Genomic DNA, 17640 nt, shown 5'->3' with positions numbered 1-17640 from the left:
ATTTAAAAGATTTGATGTGTGAACTGCATAGTCTTAAGTGGTTCAAAGGTTTATCATAGCGGCAGTTAAACTTGTGGATGACGCTATGAAAATTGTTGCAGATGAAAATCTAGCATTTACTGAATATTTCTTTTCAGAATTCGGAACCATTCATCAAGCAGCAGGACGCAATTTGACTCATCATGATGTGAATGATGCAGATGCGTTATTGGTACGCTCTATAACAAAAGTCACTGAACAGTTGGTCCAAGATACAGCACTAAAATTTGTTGGTAGTGCAACCATAGGTACAGATCATCTAGATATTCCAGCATTAGAAAAGCATCAAATTGCATGGTCAAATGCAGCAGGTTGCAATGCACAAGCCGTTGCAGAATATGTGATTACGGCTTTACTGCATCTCAATCAAGATTTTCTAGATTTAGGGAAAAAGTTTACTTTAGGCATTATTGGTCTAGGCAATGTGGGAACACGATTAGCATATATGGCTCAGTTGTTGGGCTGGAATGTAATTGGCTATGATCCCTTGGTAAAACGAGAAAATGTTCAGCAAGTTGAATTTGACGCTTTATTAAAGAAAACCGATGCGATCAGCATACATGTGCCTTTAACCCAAACAGGGCCGTTTGCAACACATCATTTAATCAATGCTAATGCATTGGCGCTAATGCAGCCAGAGACCATTTTAATTAATTCAGCGCGTGGTGCTGTTGTTGAAGAAGCAGCATTAATGGCAGATATCTTAAAAACACGTCGTAAAGTGGTGTTGGATGTTTTTGAACATGAGCCTGAGATTTCACAACGTCTACTGGATTTAATTACAATCGTGACGCCACATATTGCGGGTTACAGTCTCGAAGGTAAAGCACGCGGTACTCAGATGATTTATGATGCATTTTGTAAAACATTTGCCTATACCGCACATAAGAAATTTGAATCACAATTACCGGCATGTGAACAATATTTTTATGGCAATAACATTAAACAAACGCTGAAAAAATACTTAGCTGAAATTTACAATATTCAGCGAGATGATGAAAATTTAAGAGATTGCTTAAAGGATGGCAAGGTGGATCAAAAAGCTTTTGATTACCTACGTAAAACTTATCCTTTGCGCCGTGAATGGGCTGCGCATGGAGGGCCAAAAGCATGAGCATAGATTTTAAACCGACTTGTGATATTCAGGCGCTTAAAGCACGAGCAAAACTCTATAGACAAATTCGCCAATTTTTTATTGAGCGTGATGTTTTAGAGGTTGAAACTCCGATCTTGTCTCAAGCAGGTGTAACCGATGTCCATCTGGCTTCTGTACAGGCTCAGCGTCATGTACATGGCAAAAAACAAACGCATTATTTACAAACTTCACCAGAGTTTGCCATGAAGCGTTTATTGGCGAGTGGTAGTGGTGCGATTTATCAAATTTGTAAAGTTTTTCGAGATGATGAACATGGGCGTAAGCACAATAGTGAATTTACCATGTTGGAATGGTATCGTCCGCAATTCAGCTTGAAAGATTTGATGCTAGAAGTCACTGATTTATTAAATGTGGTTTTGGCTGAACGTTTTGGTGAAGTTCGACCAACCGTACTCAGTTATAAACATGCATTTATCGATCGTTTGGACTTGAATCCACTGCAAGCAACATTGCAACAATTAAAAGATGCAGCACACCGTGTAGGACTCAATCTTGATTTGGGTGATGATCGTTTAGCCTATATTGATTTGTTATTTTCTCATATGGTTGAGCCAAGTTTAGGTTTTGATACGCCGGTATTTTTAACTGATTTCCCCCCAGAATTGGCCTCGTTGGCAAAGACCAAACTGGATGAGGACGGTGAGTTAGTTGCTGCACGTTTTGAGCTCTATATTGAAGGGTTAGAACTTGCCAATGCCTATGATGAGTTAATTGATGCTGAGGTTTTGCGTAGTCGTTTTCAAGCAGATAATACTGAGCGTGAAAAACTGGGTTTACATGTGATGCCAATCGATGAATATTTGCTCGCTGCTTTACCAAATATGTCAGATTGTGCGGGTATTGCTTTGGGAATTGATCGTTTGTTAATGGTGGTGATGAACCAAATGAAGTTGGAAAGGGTGATTACATTTCCTGCGGATGTGTCGTAGTTAATTTAGCATGCCTAGTTAGCTTTTAATTAGGTATGAAATAATGCGTTGATTAATATAGGATTATTTGAATAAAACAAATAATTAAAGAATGACCGAATGAAACCATATTTTATACAAGATGATGATGCAAATTACTTAAATCCAGATTATATTTTTGATATCTTTGTTGTGAAAATTTCTAATTTAGCCTCTTTTTTTGTATTATCAAGCATAAAAGAGGCTAAAAATAATGGAGGATTAGAGAGTAAAAAATCAATAGATACTCTTGATGTGCGTAGTTGGATGAATAACTTTATTTGTTTATATCCAAAATTTGATTTGATTTCTGATACATATAAATGCGAAAACAAAGAGCTATTTGCATTTGAAATGTCTGATCTAATCCATACAGAAATACATACAGCATTGGATAGGGATAAAATTTCACATATCAACTCTATTTATGAAAACAATACTTTTAAGTATTTTGAGATCATCTATATAGATTCTGATCAAGCTACTATCAGAGAATTTGAATCAGAAGAATTAGCACAAGCTTGGATAAATGAGAATTTTGCGATTATTTAAATATCAGTAAAATGATTAAAGGAGTCGATTATGAGTTTTTATACAGAATTACATATACACAATAATGACTTTGAAGAAATTGATATCTCTAAGCATAAGCAGAAAATTCTTGAAATTTTAAAAGAAGATGCTATTCATGAGGATGTGTATGTTGATTTACTGAATGCTTTTAGCAAGGGAAAAGCAGATTTTGCAGTTCATTCACTTTATCTATTTGAATTATTAGTGAAAATTGTACCGTTATTACCTCAAGCAAGTTTTGAAAGCCGAGGTTTAGGTGAAGAATTCTTTTTCACATGGATACTCTGTGTAGAAGACGGAAAAATTATTTATAGAAATGAGCCGTGGAATACCCCAAACCCTTTTAGCTAAGCATTTTGAATTTATAAAAAAACGCCTCTCATTACTGAGAGGCATTTTTTTAAACCGTATGATGATGATGACCTAACTCATGCTTTAAATCAGCAATCGCTTCAATACGTTTTTGAATCAACATTTCACCGATATCAGGACCTTGAATATCTGAGGGTAAATCCGATGCTTTAATCGTGCGTACAGTTTTCATTGCATCTAATAGGTAATGCGCTTGTGGGTATTCGCGATTTTCTAAGCCTAAACGGCCTTTAGCATCACATTCACAGGCTTGCGCAAAAGCTTCAACACGCTCAGGACGACGCAGCACATCTAAACGCTGTAACAAACGCCATAAGGTGCCTGGTTTTAAGGTAAAAGCCTGATGACATTTTAAATGTTCTTTACACACGGCTAGAGCAAGCTGTTTCGTTTGAGTGGGTACACGTAAACGATCACACACATCTGTGACAGGCTGAATCCCACGTTCTTCATGCATGATATGACGAGGTAATTCATCTTTCGGTGTTAAAGCTTTGCCCAAGTCATGTACCAATACTGCAAAACGAACATCTAAAGAATAATTGGCTTTGCATGCTTGCTGTAAAGACATCAGTGTATGAATACCGCAATCAATCTCAGGATGATATTCAGGTCGTTGTGGAACGCCAAACAGGGCATCTATTTCAGGAAAGAGTACTTTTAATGCACCACACTCACGTAACACTTCAAAGTAAACATCGGCATGACGTTCCATTAAAGCACGAGAGGTTTCTTTCCAAACACGTTCAGGTGTCAGTGCTTTTAACTCACCAGATTCAGCCAGTTGACGCATCAATGCAAGTGTTTCATCGGCAATACGAAAACCATATTGTGCATAACGAGCAGCAAAACGAGCCACACGCAGTACGCGTAAAGGATCTTCTGCAAAAGCGTCTGAAACGTGACGTAGGATTTTATGCGCTAAATCATCTTGTCCATGATAGGGATCATACACTTGACCTGCTTCATCCATCGCGATGGCATTGATGGTTAAGTCACGACGAATTAAATCCTCTTCTAAGGTGACATCTGGATCGGTAAAAAACTCAAATCCATGATAACCGTGTCCTGATTTACGCTCAGTACGGGCTAGGGCATATTCTTCTTTTGTTTTGGGATGTAAAAACACAGGGAAATCTTTCCCAACGGGTTGATAACCTTGGGCAAGAAGTTGCTCTGGCGTAGCGCCAACAACAACATAATCCTTTTCGTGATAGGGATGACCGAGTAAATGATCTCTAACGGCACCGCCTACTAAATAAACTTGCATGAAAAAACCTCTATTCTTACTGCCATCATGCAACAGAATAGAGGTTTTCTCAAGTACAGAACTTGAGTGATTGACTAAAGTTCTGCGGTATTGATGTTAAATTGACTTCAAGTTTAGCCTTCAGCTTGTTGAATCTCTGCAACGGTTAAAGCTGTCATATTAACTAAACGACGTGTTGTCGCTGTAGGTGTTAAAATATGCACAGGTTTAGCAGCACCAAGCAAGATAGGACCAATAGTCACATTATTGCCTGATGTTGATTTTAACAAGTTGAATGAAATATTTGCCGCATCAAGATTTGGCATAATCAACAAGTTCGCTGAACCTTTGAAGCGTGAATTTGGGAATGCAAAATGACGAATATTTTCATCAAGTGCAGCATCTGCATGCATTTCGCCATCTACTTCTAATTCAGGTGCGATTTCAGTCAAGATTTCAAATACTTTACGCATTTTTTGTGCACTTGGATCATTTTGATCTGAACCAAAGCTAGAATGCGAAAGTAATGCAACTTTTGGCGTCATACCGAAACGACGAACTTCTTCAGCAGCTAAAATAGTCATTTCAGCAAGCTGTTCAGCAGTCGGGTTGGTATTTACATATGTATCTGCCATAAAGATATTGCGATCTTCAAGCATCAATGCATTAAGCGTAAAGAAGTTATTACGACCTTCTTTTAAACCAATCACATTTCTCACAAAGTCTAAATGGATATCATAACTTGCATAAGTACCGCATAGCATACCATCTGCAAGACCATGACGAACCAACATTGCTGCAATTAAGGTAGAACGACGACGTGTTTCACGTTGTGCATACTCAGGCGTTACACCTTTACGTTGCATCAAGTTGTAATAGTCATCTGCAAACTTATCGTAATCAGGATTCTTTTCTTGATCTACGATGGTAATATTTACACCGTGTTCAAGACGCAAACCTAATTTTTTGATATTTGCTTCAATGACTGCAGTACGACCGACCAAAATAGGTTGTGCCAAACCTTCATCTACTGCGATTTGAATCGCACGCAATACACGTAGATCTTCACCTTCAGCATATGCAATACGTTTAGGCGCAGTTTTCGCTTGTGCAAAAATTGGTTTCATCATCAATGCTGAATTATAAACAAATTCAGATAGACGTTGACGATAAGCCGAGAAATCCGCAATTGGGCGACTTGCAACACCTGAATCCATTGCAGCTTGTGCAACAGCAGGAGCAATTTCAAGAATTAAGCGTTGATCAAGTGGACGTGGAATTAAGTAATCACGACCAAATGATGCAGATTTTTCACCATAAGATGCGGCATCCGCTTCAACATGTGCCATACGTGCAATTGCATGTACACAAGCAATTTTCATTTCTTCATTAATCGTCGTAGCGCCAACATCTAGCGCACCACGGAAGATATAAGGGAAGCAAAGCGCGTTGTTTACTTGGTTCGGATAATCTGAACGACCAGTAGCCATGATTACATCTGGACGTACTTCATGCGCATGTTCAGGTAAAATCTCTGGATCTGGGTTTGCCAATGCAAAGATGATTGGATCAGCCGCCATAACTTTAACCATTTCTTTGGTTAAAATGCCTGCCGCAGAAAGGCCAAGGAACATATCTGCATCTGCAATCACATCTGCAAGTTGAGTACCCTCAATATCTTGCACATAACGCTTTTTAGACTCATCCAAGCCTTCACGTTTAGTGGTCAATAAACCGCGTGAGTCAGCAACCACGATATTTTCTTTTTTAGCACCAATTGCACATAGCAAGTCTAAACAAGAAAGTGCCGCAGCACCTGCACCTGAAGCAACAATTTTGATTTCGTCAATTTTTTTGCCATTGAGTTGCAAAGCATTGAGAAGGGCTGAACCTACGATAATTGAAGTACCGTGTTGGTCATCATGAAACACAGGGATTTTCATGCGTTCACGAAGCTTTTGCTCAATATAAAAACACTCTGGTGCTTTAATATCTTCGAGGTTAATACCACCAAAAGTCGGTTCTAAAGCCGCAACGATATCCACAATTTTGTCAGGATCATTTTCAGCAATTTCAATATCAAAAACGTCTACACCAGCAAACTTTTTAAATAATACGCCTTTGCCTTCCATTACAGGCTTAGATGCTAATGGACCAATATTACCTAGACCTAAAACGGCTGTACCATTACTGACCACTGCAACCAAGTTGCCACGAGCAGTATAAAGCGCTGCTTTTGAAGGGTCTTTTTCAATTTCTAAACAAGGCGCTGCCACACCTGGTGAGTAAGCAAGCGCAAGGTCATGTTGATTGACAAGTTGCTTACTTGGCGTAACGCTAATTTTTCCTGGTGTTGGAAATTCGTGATAGTAAAGGGCTTGCTGTTTTAAAGATTGATCATCCATCTGAATCTCGATTATTACATGTTCCAGCGAGGCTGGTGGTTTGACTAAATTTCATCGAATATAACATTTGTTGAGCGATACCGACAGTCAAAAAATAGTTATTTCAAACAAAGTAATAGATATAAAGTCTAAAAAAATTAACAAATCTTTATAAGTTTATGCTGTTCCAAATATTTTGTGCTGTCGGCAGATGACAATGCTTTGGAAAAGTAAAAGCCTTGTAAAATATAACAACCGTGTTTTTGTAAAAATAACGCTTGTTCTTTAGTTTCAACGCCTTCAGCGACCAAGGTAATGCCGATTGCATTGCCCATAGCAATAATTGCATTGACGATCGCTTCGTCTTTTTCTTGTCCAATTTTTGAAATAAAAGCACGATCTATTTTTAAGATATCAAAAGGGTAACTGGTTAGATAAGCTAAAGATGAGTAGCCTGTTCCAAAATCATCCAAAGAAATAGAAATATGGCGATCTTTTAATTGTTGTAGGAGAAAATTAACTTCTTCTGACTTATCAAACAAAGAAGATTCAGTAAGTTCCAGTTCAAGCATATCACCTGAAATATTATATTTTTTAAGGGCATAATCGATATCTTTAACCAACTGTCCGCGGTAAATTTGTTGTGCCACAATATTGATCGAAACCCTAAAATGATCAAAACCAAGGGATTGCCACTGCTGTATTTGCTTACAGGTTTCATGCAATACAATTAAACCAATATCTGAAATGAGGCTGGTTTCTTCAGCAAGCGGGATAAAAATGTCTGGCAAGATATAACCCAAAGTTGGATGTTGCCAGCGGACTAATGCTTCAAAACCATAAATACGTTGAGTTTTAACACAGATTTTAGGTTGATAATGCACGGTCAGTTCTTTATGTTTTATGGCTTTTCTTAATTCGTTTTCTAAGTTGATCCCTTGATTGAGCAACGGAGTTTTTTTGTTTGAATAAAAATATACAGTGTTTCCGCCTAAACGTTTGGCTTCGTGTAATGCTGATTCTGCATGACCATTGAGACTGTCAAGCTGTAAGCCATGCTCTGGATATAGCGCAACGCCAATAGAAATGGTGATGGTTTGTTCTTGTTCTTTAACATCAAAAGGTTGTTTAAACGCATCTAAAATATGTTGTGTATGTTGATGAATATTGATGTTATTGCTGCTTAAATTATAGATCACTGCAAAATCATCATTATTTAAATAAGCTATCAAAGAGGCATTTGGACAACATAATCTTAATCTGTGAGCGACTTGTTTTAATAATTCATCACCTTCTTTATGGCTCATAAATTCATTGAATAATTTAAAACGGTCAATGTTGATACGTAAAACCGCAAAATTTTTAAATGAATCAGAATAGTGAATTAAATAATTATGCAGTTGTTGTTTGAAATAAAAGCGATTTGGCAAATCGGTCAGGATGTCATAATGTTCTAAATACGAGAGTCGTTGTTCTTGTTTTTTACGATCAGTTAAATCGGTAATAATGCCGACATAGTTGGAAAATTTATTTTTTTCATCATAAATTGCATTGATGTGTACCCAGAGTGCAAGTTTTTTCCCAGAGGTAAAATCAATCTGTAATTCAGACTCAAATTCTCCCTTTTGAATTAAACTTTGGGTAATCACGTTATACATTTGTTGGGTACGAGAATTATTATTGATCGTGATATCAAATAGATGATTTCCAACGATATTGTGTTGTTTATAATCTAAGAGCTTTTCAAATTAAGGGTTCACTTCTAAGTAGCATAAATTATTATCTAAAATGAAAACACCTTCAGCCACTTGTGCTAATACATTTGCTGCGAGTTTTAGCTTTTCTTGGTCAGTCTTTTCTTTTTGAATGTCGCGTTGGATTCCCACCATTCTGAGCGGTTTGTTATTGATGTTCTTAGAAACCACTTTGCCAATGTCTTGAATCCAGCACCATTGACCATCTCGCTTAACACGGTAGATTGCCTCAAAGCGCTCAGTTTTGCCTTTGAGATGTTGTTTCAGGATGGTTTTATAATTGACAATATCATCAGGATGAACATATTCATCTACGCTATTGTGTTTTAGATTAAGTTGTTTGAATTCTGCACCGCTTTTTGAGTCGGAAATTTCAAAAGTTCTTTTTTCAATATTCCAGACCCAAGAATGAATACCCGCGGTTTCATGGGCAAAAGCTAAGTTGGCCTGATGATTTTCTAAACGGTCATTCATCTGTTTAAAATCGAAAATTCGTTCTTTTACTTTTTGTTCTAATAAATGATTATGTAACTGCAATTCACTTTTCATGACCTGTGTTTTTGAGATTTCATTTTTGAGTTGTATTTCTAAGCCTTTATAATTTGCAAGTTGTTCTTGTGATTGCTTAAATAAAAACTTATTTTTCAGGTCTAATATTTCAGAATTAATATAAATTTTATGTGAAGCATAAGTGCTAAAGAATAATAAAGAGAACCAAACAATGAAAATAGTGCTATAGATTTCGTTGGTATTTTGAGGAAAAAGCAGGGGGAGCGTGAGCACCGGAATCGCAGAAGGCACAAATAAAGCAATAAAATAGCTAAATCTTTGATTGAGAAAATTCATTGCTAAAACATATGAAAAACTCAGTAAAAAGCTAGATAATAGAAATGAAAAAAATGGGTCAACCACATTTGGCATCATCATAAATTCTAAATTGATGATATAAACGCCAATCCCAAATAAGCTTCCTAAGATCAAACAAGAAAACTGAAAAAAAAGATCAAGATGTTTAAATTCTTGGACTTTATTTTGCTGTAAAAGATAGGTAGAAGAAAAAAATCCCGATAATATAAATAAAATAGTCAGAATAAACCAACCACTTAATAATTCAGAAGAAGTATTAAATAAGTAAATATAGATTAAAGCGTCACAGATACACGTAAAAAATACCCAGATAAAAAATATCCGGATATCTTTGGTTATCTTTCTGATGTTCGACGAATTCACATCATATGAAAGAAGCTCTTCCTGAACATCATTCATTAGCGCTTGCACCTCTGCTATTTTTAGAATGTGTAGGTTTAACGGAGCAACTATTTAAAATTTGCTAATTAATAGTTTCTTTGGAATTAAAATACTGTGAAATCATCCAATTTGCAATTATTTTACATGACATACATCACTTTTTAAAGCTTTGATAATTCAAAATTGATAAAGCAACTACAGGGGCTGTTTCAGTTCTTAAAATACGATCACCGATGCACCAATTTTTAAATCCATATTGGTTGGCCTGATCAATTTCAGCTTCATTTAAGCCACCTTCAGGGCCAATCAAAAGGGCAATATCAGGGCTTATATCTTTCAGTACATCTGTCTGCTCTTTTTCAGGCGCAAGGACAAATTTGCTCTGCGGTAATTCAGTTTTGATCCATTCGTTTAGGCTTAGAGGCGCTAAAATCTGCGGAACAAGATTCATACCACATTGTTCACAAGCTGCAATCGCTATAGCTTGCCAATGATCTAATTTCTTTTGATCTCGATCATATTTTAAACGCATTTCACAGCGTTCTGATGTGAGCAATTGAATTTGAGATACGCCCAATTCCACAGCTTTTTGAATCGCATAATCCATACGATCGCCCTTACTCATGACTTGTCCAAGTAGGGCTGTAAAAGCAGGGGTACGGTTATCTGGATTAAATGAATTGACTAAAACAGAAGCAGATTTTTTTGCGACTGCTGTTAAAGTCACTTCATATTCACCCCCTTGTCCATTGAACAAGGTGGCTTTTTCACCCACTTGTGCACGCAATACTTTGACCCAATGATGAAATACTGTTTCAGTGAGTTCAACCGTAGTTTCGGCAGCTAAATCAGTTTCAATATAAAAACGGGGCATGCAGTATTACTCACAAGTTGATGATGCAATTTTGATTTAAGCTAAACCGAGATCAAGTACCAATTGGCGGTTTGGCTCAGTATGATTCATGCTATAGAAATGCAAACTTGGTGCACCTCCTGCAATAAGGCGTTCACACAGTTTGATCACAACTTCATGTCCAAAGGCTTTGATACTTACAGTGTCATCTCCATAGGTCGCAAGTTGCTTACGAATCCAGCGCGGAATTTCTGCACCTGTCCCATCTGCAAAGCGGATTAAATTGCTTGCATTGGTAATTGGCATAATTCCTGGCGCAACAGGAATATCAATTCCTTGTTTTTGGATACGCTCTACAAAATAGAAATAGGCATCTGGATTAAAGAAAAATTGAGTGATGGCTGCATTTGCACCAGCTTTGACTTTTTCTGCAAAGTGCTGAATGTCTGCATCAAAGTTGTCAGCTTGTGGATGCATTTCAGGATATGCCGCAACTTCAATTTTAAAATGATCGCCTGAGTGTTCACGAATAAAACGGACCAAATCAGTTGCATAAGGCAGTTCACCTAGGCCGACTTGACCAGAAGGTAAATCACCTCTAAGCGCGACAATACGATCAATCCCTTGAGCTTTATAGATATCGAGTAATTCAGCAATACGTACTTTGTCATCACCAATACATGAAAGGTGAGGGGCAACAGGTGTGCCTTTACCATTAAAGTCAGCAATTGCGGCTAATGTACGTTCACGAGTAGAACCACCAGCCCCATAAGTAATCGAGAAAAACTCTGGATTTAAAAGCTGTAATTCTTGATGAACAAGCTTAAGTTTTTCCGCCCCTGCATCAGTTTTGGTCGGGAAAAACTCAAACGAAATTGGAACACGTTTGGTCATGGTTAAATCCTTTTTTATTCATACTTTTTTAATTTGTTTTAGCCTCTCCGAGGTCCTTTCCTAAAAGGAGAGGACCTTGCCTTTATATTCATTAATACGTTAATGAATATTGCTTTCTCCCTAAGAGAGAAAGCTAGGGAGAGAGGATTAAAACTTAGTACTTATAAGCCTCAGATTTAAATGGACCTTCAACTGCAACGCCCAAGTAATCTGCTTGAACTTGAGTCAATTGCGTCAATACACCACCAAAACCAGCAACCATTGCAGCAGCAACTTCTTCATCTAATTTCTTAGGAATCAGTTCAACACGGATCTGTGCTGCTTTTTGATCTTCTGGAAGATCAGCAAATTTCTCTGCGAATAAGTGCATTTGACCTAATACTTGGTTCGCAAAAGAACCATCCATCACGCGTGAAGGGTGACCTGTTGCATTACCAAGGTTAACCAAACGACCTTCTGAAAGAAGAATCAGGTAATCATTTTCATTTTCTGTACGATACACTTGGTGTACTTGAGGCTTAACTTCAACCCACTTGTAACCACGTAAATAGTTTGTATCGATTTCAGTATCAAAGTGTCCGATATTACACACCACTGAACCTGCTTTTAATGTATCTAACATTGCAGAATCACATACGTGGTAGTTACCAGTTGTTGTTACGATCAAATCAGTATTTTGAAGAAGGTCTAGGTTAATGTCTTCTTTTTTACCTGTTTGTACACCATTTTTATATGGAGAAACAACTTCATAACCGTCCATACATGCTTGCATTGCACAGATTGGGTCAATTTCAGTTACACGTACAATCATACCTTCTTGGCGAAGTGATTGAGCAGAACCTTTACCAACATCACCATAACCAATTACTAGCGCACGACGACCAGATAACAACATATCTGTACCGCGTTTGATTGCATCATTTAATGAATGACGGCAGCCATATTTATTGTCGTTTTTAGATTTTGTGATTGAATCATTCACGTTAATTGCAGGAACTTTTAAAGTACCATCACGGAACATTTCGTTTAGGCGTTGAACACCCGTTGTAGTTTCTTCTGTAATACCATGAATTTTAGCAATAAGTTCAGGATATTTTTCATGAACAACAGCAGTTAAATCACCACCATCATCAAGAATCATGTTGGCATCCCAAGGTGTGCCATTAACATTGATTTGTTGTTCAAGACACCACATGTATTCTTCTTCAGTTTCACCTTTCCAAGCGAATACTGGAACACCAGATGCTGCAATTGCTGCTGCTGCATGGTCTTGAGTTGAGAAGATGTTACATGAAGTCCAACGTACTTCTGCGCCTAATTCAACCAGTGTTTCAATTAAAACAGCAGTTTGAATGGTCATATGAATACAACCAAGAATTTTTGCGCCAGCAAGAGGTTTTGCTGCTGAATAACGTTTACGTAAGCCCATCAACGCTGGCATTTCTGCTTCAGCAAGTTTGATTTCTTTACGACCGTAGTCAGCGAGGGAAATATCTGCAACTTTATAATCTGTAAATGAAGCATTAACCGCGTTCATCACGATCTCCTTTATATTAAAAAAATATTGATCATTCAGTTCGCGGATGCCGTTGTTGATCAGCACGAAGGTCTGACCGAATCGTCGAGCCTAGCGATTTCACATTTATGTGCCTGTGAAAAAGTCGCAGCATCCCTCGACTGGCGACTATTGTACCTAGATTTTAATAGAGTTCAAATGTAGTTGGTTAATATTCAACTAAAAGATAGAATTGTTTTTGAATCGCTAAGCTATGCAAAAATATGATCAGTATTTATTGATATATAAACAGAAATAAAATCAAGATGATGCGTTTAAGCGTTTGCCAAGTGCTAGAGCTATGCAACGATGATTGCAGTATTTGTGATTATGATGCGTGCTTTGCTTTTTCTATATCTGGTTTTTTGGGTTTAAAAAGTGAATATCGGGAACATTAAATTTATGGATATTGTAAAAATAATAGATCAGCATAGCTTTGCATTGCGACAAGCCATTGAGCAGGCTTCTCTTGAACAGCGGAAAAGTTTGGTGAAAGCTGTTTTTGCTTTTTTTGAAAAATTACCAACGTTTCAATCTGCTATTGAACAAAATTATCAAATTAAAATTGATAAAAAACAATTGTTTCAGGATATTGATCAAGAAAATTTAATTGATTATCAAAAGCAAATTCGACAATCAAATGCTTTAGTAGATGAATATGCCGATGATTATGAGGAATTAGCGGCCATTGAAGTGATTTCTTTGGATGCCTTTTTCTTGATGGTATCAAATCAAAACAAAAGCCAGCATTTAGTGGCTTTGTTTAATGCGATGATTGAAGTATTGGATTATTATGAGAATTTTTCAGAAAACTCAATCTATTGGAATGAAGTTTTAGAAAAAGAAATTCTTTTACAAGAACAGATTATCAAACAGATTGCTAAACATATTATTTTTGATGAATCCATTTATTGTGTGCATTATCAAACAATAGAATTTCCTGATTTGGATTAAAGAGAATGAAAAAAATCGTATTGATCACTTCGATTCTAACAGCGACATCAGCTTTCGCCAATGATTCTACAGGTTATGTGGGAACAGGGGGAATTGAGTACCTTAAAAATAAAAATATTGCCATGCAACGTGAAGACTTATTTATTAGTAAAAAATTAATTAAGGTCGATTATCAATTTAAAAACCTCAGTAATCAGGATATTACTGAAACTGTTTTGTTCCCTTTACCACGAGTTGATAATACTTTTGAATCCGATTTTGCCCACACTGAGGATTTATTAAAAAGTTTTAAAATTCAGGTTAATGGAAAAGCGGTTCAACCGACAATGCATGTGCAGACATTTATACAAAGAGATGAAAAGTCTAAAGCGATTGATGTCACTGAGTTATTTAAACAGTGTGGCTTTTCACAAACTGAAATGTTAAATCCTTGGAATCGCAAAAGTGATGAATATGGGGTATTTGAAAAGAAACTGAAAGGCTGTTCAAACCCTAAAGTAAAAAGCATTTTGCCTAAAAATCCAGATGAAGTCATCAACTGGTCATCACAAGTGGTTTATAGCTGGAAGCAAACTTTTAAAGCCAATTCAATTACACAGGTAAAACATCAATATAAACCTTTAGTGGGTGGTTCGGTTGCACTATATCCAGATGAATATAATCAACAATTTTGTATGGACAGTAATTTTAAGAAAGGCTTGAAAAAAGCACAGTCGGAACATTCGCCTTTTAATGCACTGAGTTATATTTTGACTACTGGGGCAAATTGGGCAAAACCGATTGAAAACTTTAAATTGACCATTGAACGTGATCCGGGAGAGTTGGTATCGTTTTGTTGGAAAGGTAAAGTCAATAAAATTAGCCCGACACAATTCCAAATGGTTGAGAAAAACTTTGTACCTAAACAAGATTTAGATGTAATTTTTGTGCATTTACGTAATTAAATAAGTGAATCAAATTTAAGCCCATTTTATATGGGCTTAAATTTATAAATTATACTGAGGTGTCTTCAGCTGACTTGGCTTTTTCAGCCCAAAAATCAGCTTTTTCTTCATCAACATCAACGCCCATCCCGTGTTCATAAATACAAACAAGATCACGCATGGCTTGAACTTCACCCAGTTTTGCTGCTTGCTCAACCAGCTCTACTGATTTCACCAGATCTTTTTCAACAACATCGCCACGGCGATAGAAATTGGATAACTCTAAAATCGCAGCAGGATGCTGATGTTTGGCCGCTTGCTCTAACCAGCGGTGGGCATGTTCAAAATAAGCCTTGGCTTCTTTAGGATCTTCTTCAAGGATATCTTTTGCATAATAAGCATAGCCTTCACCTAACCAATACATGGCTTCAACATGGCCTAATTGTGCTGCTTTGAGTGCCCATTCTTCTGCAAGTTGATTGTTATCTTCATCTTCACTTTGCATATATATTTCAGCAAGTTCAAATTGTGCAGCGGGATTGCCCATTGCCGCACGATTGAGTAATTCTGAAGGGATTGAAAGTGGTTTAGACATAAAAATACCAATACAAGGCAATAAATTTGATAGAAAAAAAGCCAATCCGCAGATTGGCTTATGATTATAACTGATTTTTGTGAAACAGTTTAAATGAGTAGCATCACACTTGTGATTAAGCTGATACCCACACAAAAGCTGGCAGCCAATTTCATTTTTAAACTGTAATAGCTTAATAACACCCCAACAAATAATGCTGAAAAGGTCAGTACTCCAACCCAAATGCTGAGCATGCTACTAAGCTGCCCTGACATGACACAAATGATCAGTGAAATCAGTAGTAAAGCCCAACCAGAAATAGAAGCAAGTTGGGTTTGTTTGGGGCTTAGTTCATGTCCATAGAACTGTTTTTGATGTTTTGACATTGCGCTGGCAAGCGCGATAAAAGCCAAGCTAGACAAAGACCAAATTAATAAGAAGAAAATCACGCTGAAATCTCCTTATTTGAAAGTACATGTCTGGCTTTTTTGACAGGAAGCCCTTTATGTTTTTTAACTTTATAAAATGAGTAGAAAAACAAAATCGCAAGCGCCCATGTCATTAAATCAAAAGACGCAATCATCCATTGGCCATTGGCAATACTGTTCCAAAGTGCTTGACCACCCGTAATAAAATTGACAATAGGCAATAGGGCAAAAGCAACACCAGAGAACAATAGAAGTTCTAGCCAAGCTTGACGATGTGGGCGAAGCGCTGCATAAATTAACGTAGCTAACCATACAATAAAGAAGGCTCTAATTTCCCAATTTAAACGTGTTTCTATTTCAAATGGAATGAAACGATTGGCGTAGAAGTAGGCTGCACATGCAATAGGTAATCCAATCACAGCGGCAATATTCATCACTTCAACAAAACGATAACCAAATGATTTATAGCCTTGTTTTTGTTGTTGCGGTGCACGTTTGACGCACCATAAGATCAGCCCCGTTGCAACCATTAATGTGCCCATTACACCAGAGAAGAACAATAACCAGCGGAAGGTTAAATCAAGACCACGTGCTTCATGCAATACAGTCACCACATTGTAAATCCCCATTGGGATAGAGGCATTGTTTGCTTGAGCCGCTTCGCTGATGTCTTTGCCAGTCACGCCATCGAATTTTAAAATGGGGTAAACACCACGCTGAACTACACTCTTCGCATATAAAGCGCGAAGTTCAATGGTGGCATTGGATGTATTTGGCGCAATGATTTGAATAGAAGCAATCGGATTTTCTTTCCACTGCGCTTGTGCGGTTGTAATAAGCGGGGTTAAGTCGGTGAGTGGCGCAGGATGACCAACATCTTGTTGATGTTTTTTGCCTCTTTCACCTCGTGAGCGTTGTTCATTTTGACCTTGAGTTTGACTTGTATTTGCAGAACCAGTACGGTTTTCAGCATTTCTATTGCGAGCATTATTTTGCTGAACTGCACCTCCGCGCATCTCTTGAAAAAACTCTTGTCGATCTTTATAGACTTGGTTGATTCCCCAAGGCATAAACATAAACATTAGTAATAACAAACCACTGAAGGTGATCATGATATGAAAGGGAAGGGCAAAAACAGCTGTGGCATTATGTGCATCTAACCAAGAGCGTTGTCCTTTACCTGAACGGAACGTAAAGAAATCTTTAAAAATTTTTTTATGGGTAATAATGCCACTGATAATTGCCACAAACATCAGCATGGTAGCTAAACCGACGATCCAACGTGCCCAAATACGATCAAATCCATACAGTTCAAAGTGAAAGCGATATAGAAAACCACCACCACGGGTGTCTCGTGCTTCAATAACTTGTCCAGTTGCACTGTCAATGGTGATCCTTTCCCCACCACGACGTGCTTGTAGATCTTCCCCTTGTTTACGGATATTTAATTCAGTTGTGGTCTGTCTAGAATTAGGTAATTGAATCGTCCAACTGCCTGCATCAGGATAATGCTTTTGTAGATAATCTAAGGCAACTTGGGTTTGCTGTACCTGAGAATCACTTGGAACGGATTGATGTATTTCTGGTTTCATCCAAGCCGTTATTTCCGACTGAAAGAAACTCAATGTTCCCGTCAAAAAAATTGCATAGAGTAACCAACCAAGAATTAAGCTTGCCCATGTATGTAACCATGACATGGATTGGCGTGGACCTTCAACTTTTGCATCTACGCGCATC

The 17640-nt window shown here is 37.4% G+C and carries 14 protein-coding genes and 1 pseudogene; 6 read left to right on the top strand and 9 right to left on the bottom strand.

All coding sequences use genetic code 11. The annotated features are described in order from the left end of the window. Positions 1 to 85: 85 nt before the first annotated feature. The 4 genes from F981_RS00140 (at position 86) to F981_RS00125 (ending at position 3066) form a co-directional block, all read left to right on the top strand. Positions 86 to 1153 carry a 4-phosphoerythronate dehydrogenase gene (locus F981_RS00140; RefSeq protein ID WP_004717045.1) on the top strand — a complete coding sequence of 356 codons (1068 nt, stop codon included), beginning with the start codon at positions 86 to 88 and terminating at the stop codon, positions 1151 to 1153. Continuing rightward, a complete protein-coding gene (gene epmA / locus F981_RS00135; RefSeq protein WP_004717044.1) occupies positions 1150 to 2124 on the top strand; it encodes an EF-P lysine aminoacylase EpmA in 975 nt (324 codons plus the stop codon). Before F981_RS00140 ends, epmA begins: the two co-directional genes overlap by 4 nt. A gap of 99 nt (positions 2125 to 2223) precedes the next feature. Next, on the top strand, positions 2224 to 2694 hold the full coding sequence (locus F981_RS00130) for a hypothetical protein (RefSeq protein ID WP_004717043.1): 471 nt from the start codon (positions 2224 to 2226) through the stop codon (positions 2692 to 2694). Positions 2695 to 2724: 30 nt separating this feature from the next. Continuing rightward, complete coding sequence (locus F981_RS00125) at positions 2725 to 3066, top strand: hypothetical protein (protein ID WP_004717040.1); 342 nt, start codon at positions 2725 to 2727, stop codon at positions 3064 to 3066. A gap of 49 nt (positions 3067 to 3115) precedes the next feature. On the opposite strand, the gene F981_RS00120 is transcribed toward F981_RS00125, so the two are convergent. From F981_RS00120 to ahcY, 6 genes and pseudogenes are all read right to left on the bottom strand, one after another. Next, positions 3116 to 4357 (bottom strand): multifunctional CCA addition/repair protein, encoded by a 1242-nt coding sequence (locus tag F981_RS00120; RefSeq protein WP_004717038.1) that lies wholly within the window; start codon positions 4355 to 4357, stop codon positions 3116 to 3118. 113 nt (positions 4358 to 4470) lie between these two features. Next, on the bottom strand, positions 4471 to 6741 hold the full coding sequence (locus F981_RS00115; RefSeq protein WP_004717035.1) for an NADP-dependent malic enzyme: 2271 nt from the start codon (positions 6739 to 6741) through the stop codon (positions 4471 to 4473). A gap of 137 nt (positions 6742 to 6878) precedes the next feature. Then, positions 6879 to 9740 (bottom strand): annotated as a pseudogene (locus F981_RS24400) (sensor domain-containing protein). A 136-nt stretch (positions 9741 to 9876) separates the two neighbouring features. Then, a complete protein-coding gene (locus F981_RS00105) occupies positions 9877 to 10596 on the bottom strand; it encodes a 16S rRNA (uracil(1498)-N(3))-methyltransferase (RefSeq protein ID WP_004717029.1) in 720 nt (239 codons plus the stop codon). 36 nt (positions 10597 to 10632) lie between these two features. Continuing rightward, positions 10633 to 11469 (bottom strand): methylenetetrahydrofolate reductase [NAD(P)H], encoded by an 837-nt coding sequence (gene metF, locus F981_RS00100; RefSeq protein WP_004717028.1) that lies wholly within the window; start codon positions 11467 to 11469, stop codon positions 10633 to 10635. 154 nt (positions 11470 to 11623) lie between these two features. Continuing rightward, entirely contained in the window at positions 11624 to 13006 is a 1383-nt protein-coding gene (gene ahcY / locus F981_RS00095; protein WP_004717024.1) for an adenosylhomocysteinase, read from the bottom strand. 420 nt (positions 13007 to 13426) lie between these two features. Here ahcY and F981_RS00090 point away from each other — a divergent pair, with 420 nt between their 5' ends. Further along, positions 13427 to 13978: a hypothetical protein gene (locus F981_RS00090; RefSeq protein ID WP_004717021.1), complete on the top strand. Its 552-nt coding sequence runs from the start codon at positions 13427 to 13429 to the stop codon at positions 13976 to 13978. Between the two features lie 5 nt (positions 13979 to 13983). Further along, entirely contained in the window at positions 13984 to 14922 is a 939-nt protein-coding gene (locus F981_RS00085; RefSeq protein WP_004717018.1) for a DUF4424 family protein, read from the top strand. Positions 14923 to 14971: 49 nt separating this feature from the next. Here the strand turns inward: F981_RS00085 and F981_RS00080 are convergent, their stop codons facing one another. The 3 genes from F981_RS00080 to F981_RS00070 form a co-directional block, all read right to left on the bottom strand. Next, a complete protein-coding gene (locus F981_RS00080) occupies positions 14972 to 15496 on the bottom strand; it encodes a tetratricopeptide repeat protein (RefSeq protein WP_004717016.1) in 525 nt (174 codons plus the stop codon). Between the two features lie 89 nt (positions 15497 to 15585). Next, entirely contained in the window at positions 15586 to 15924 is a 339-nt protein-coding gene (locus tag F981_RS00075) for a DUF3325 domain-containing protein (protein ID WP_004717014.1), read from the bottom strand. Beyond that, positions 15921 to 17639, bottom strand: coding sequence for a PepSY-associated TM helix domain-containing protein (locus F981_RS00070; protein ID WP_004717012.1), 1719 nt, complete (start codon positions 17637 to 17639; stop codon positions 15921 to 15923). Before F981_RS00070 ends, F981_RS00075 begins: the two co-directional genes overlap by 4 nt. Position 17640 lies beyond the last annotated feature (1 nt).

The organism is Acinetobacter guillouiae CIP 63.46, assembly GCF_000368145.1.
GTDB lineage: Bacteria > Pseudomonadota > Gammaproteobacteria > Pseudomonadales > Moraxellaceae > Acinetobacter > Acinetobacter guillouiae.
The sequence above is the reverse complement of the archived record's forward strand: the minus strand, read 5'-3'. Positions and strand labels throughout refer to the sequence as shown.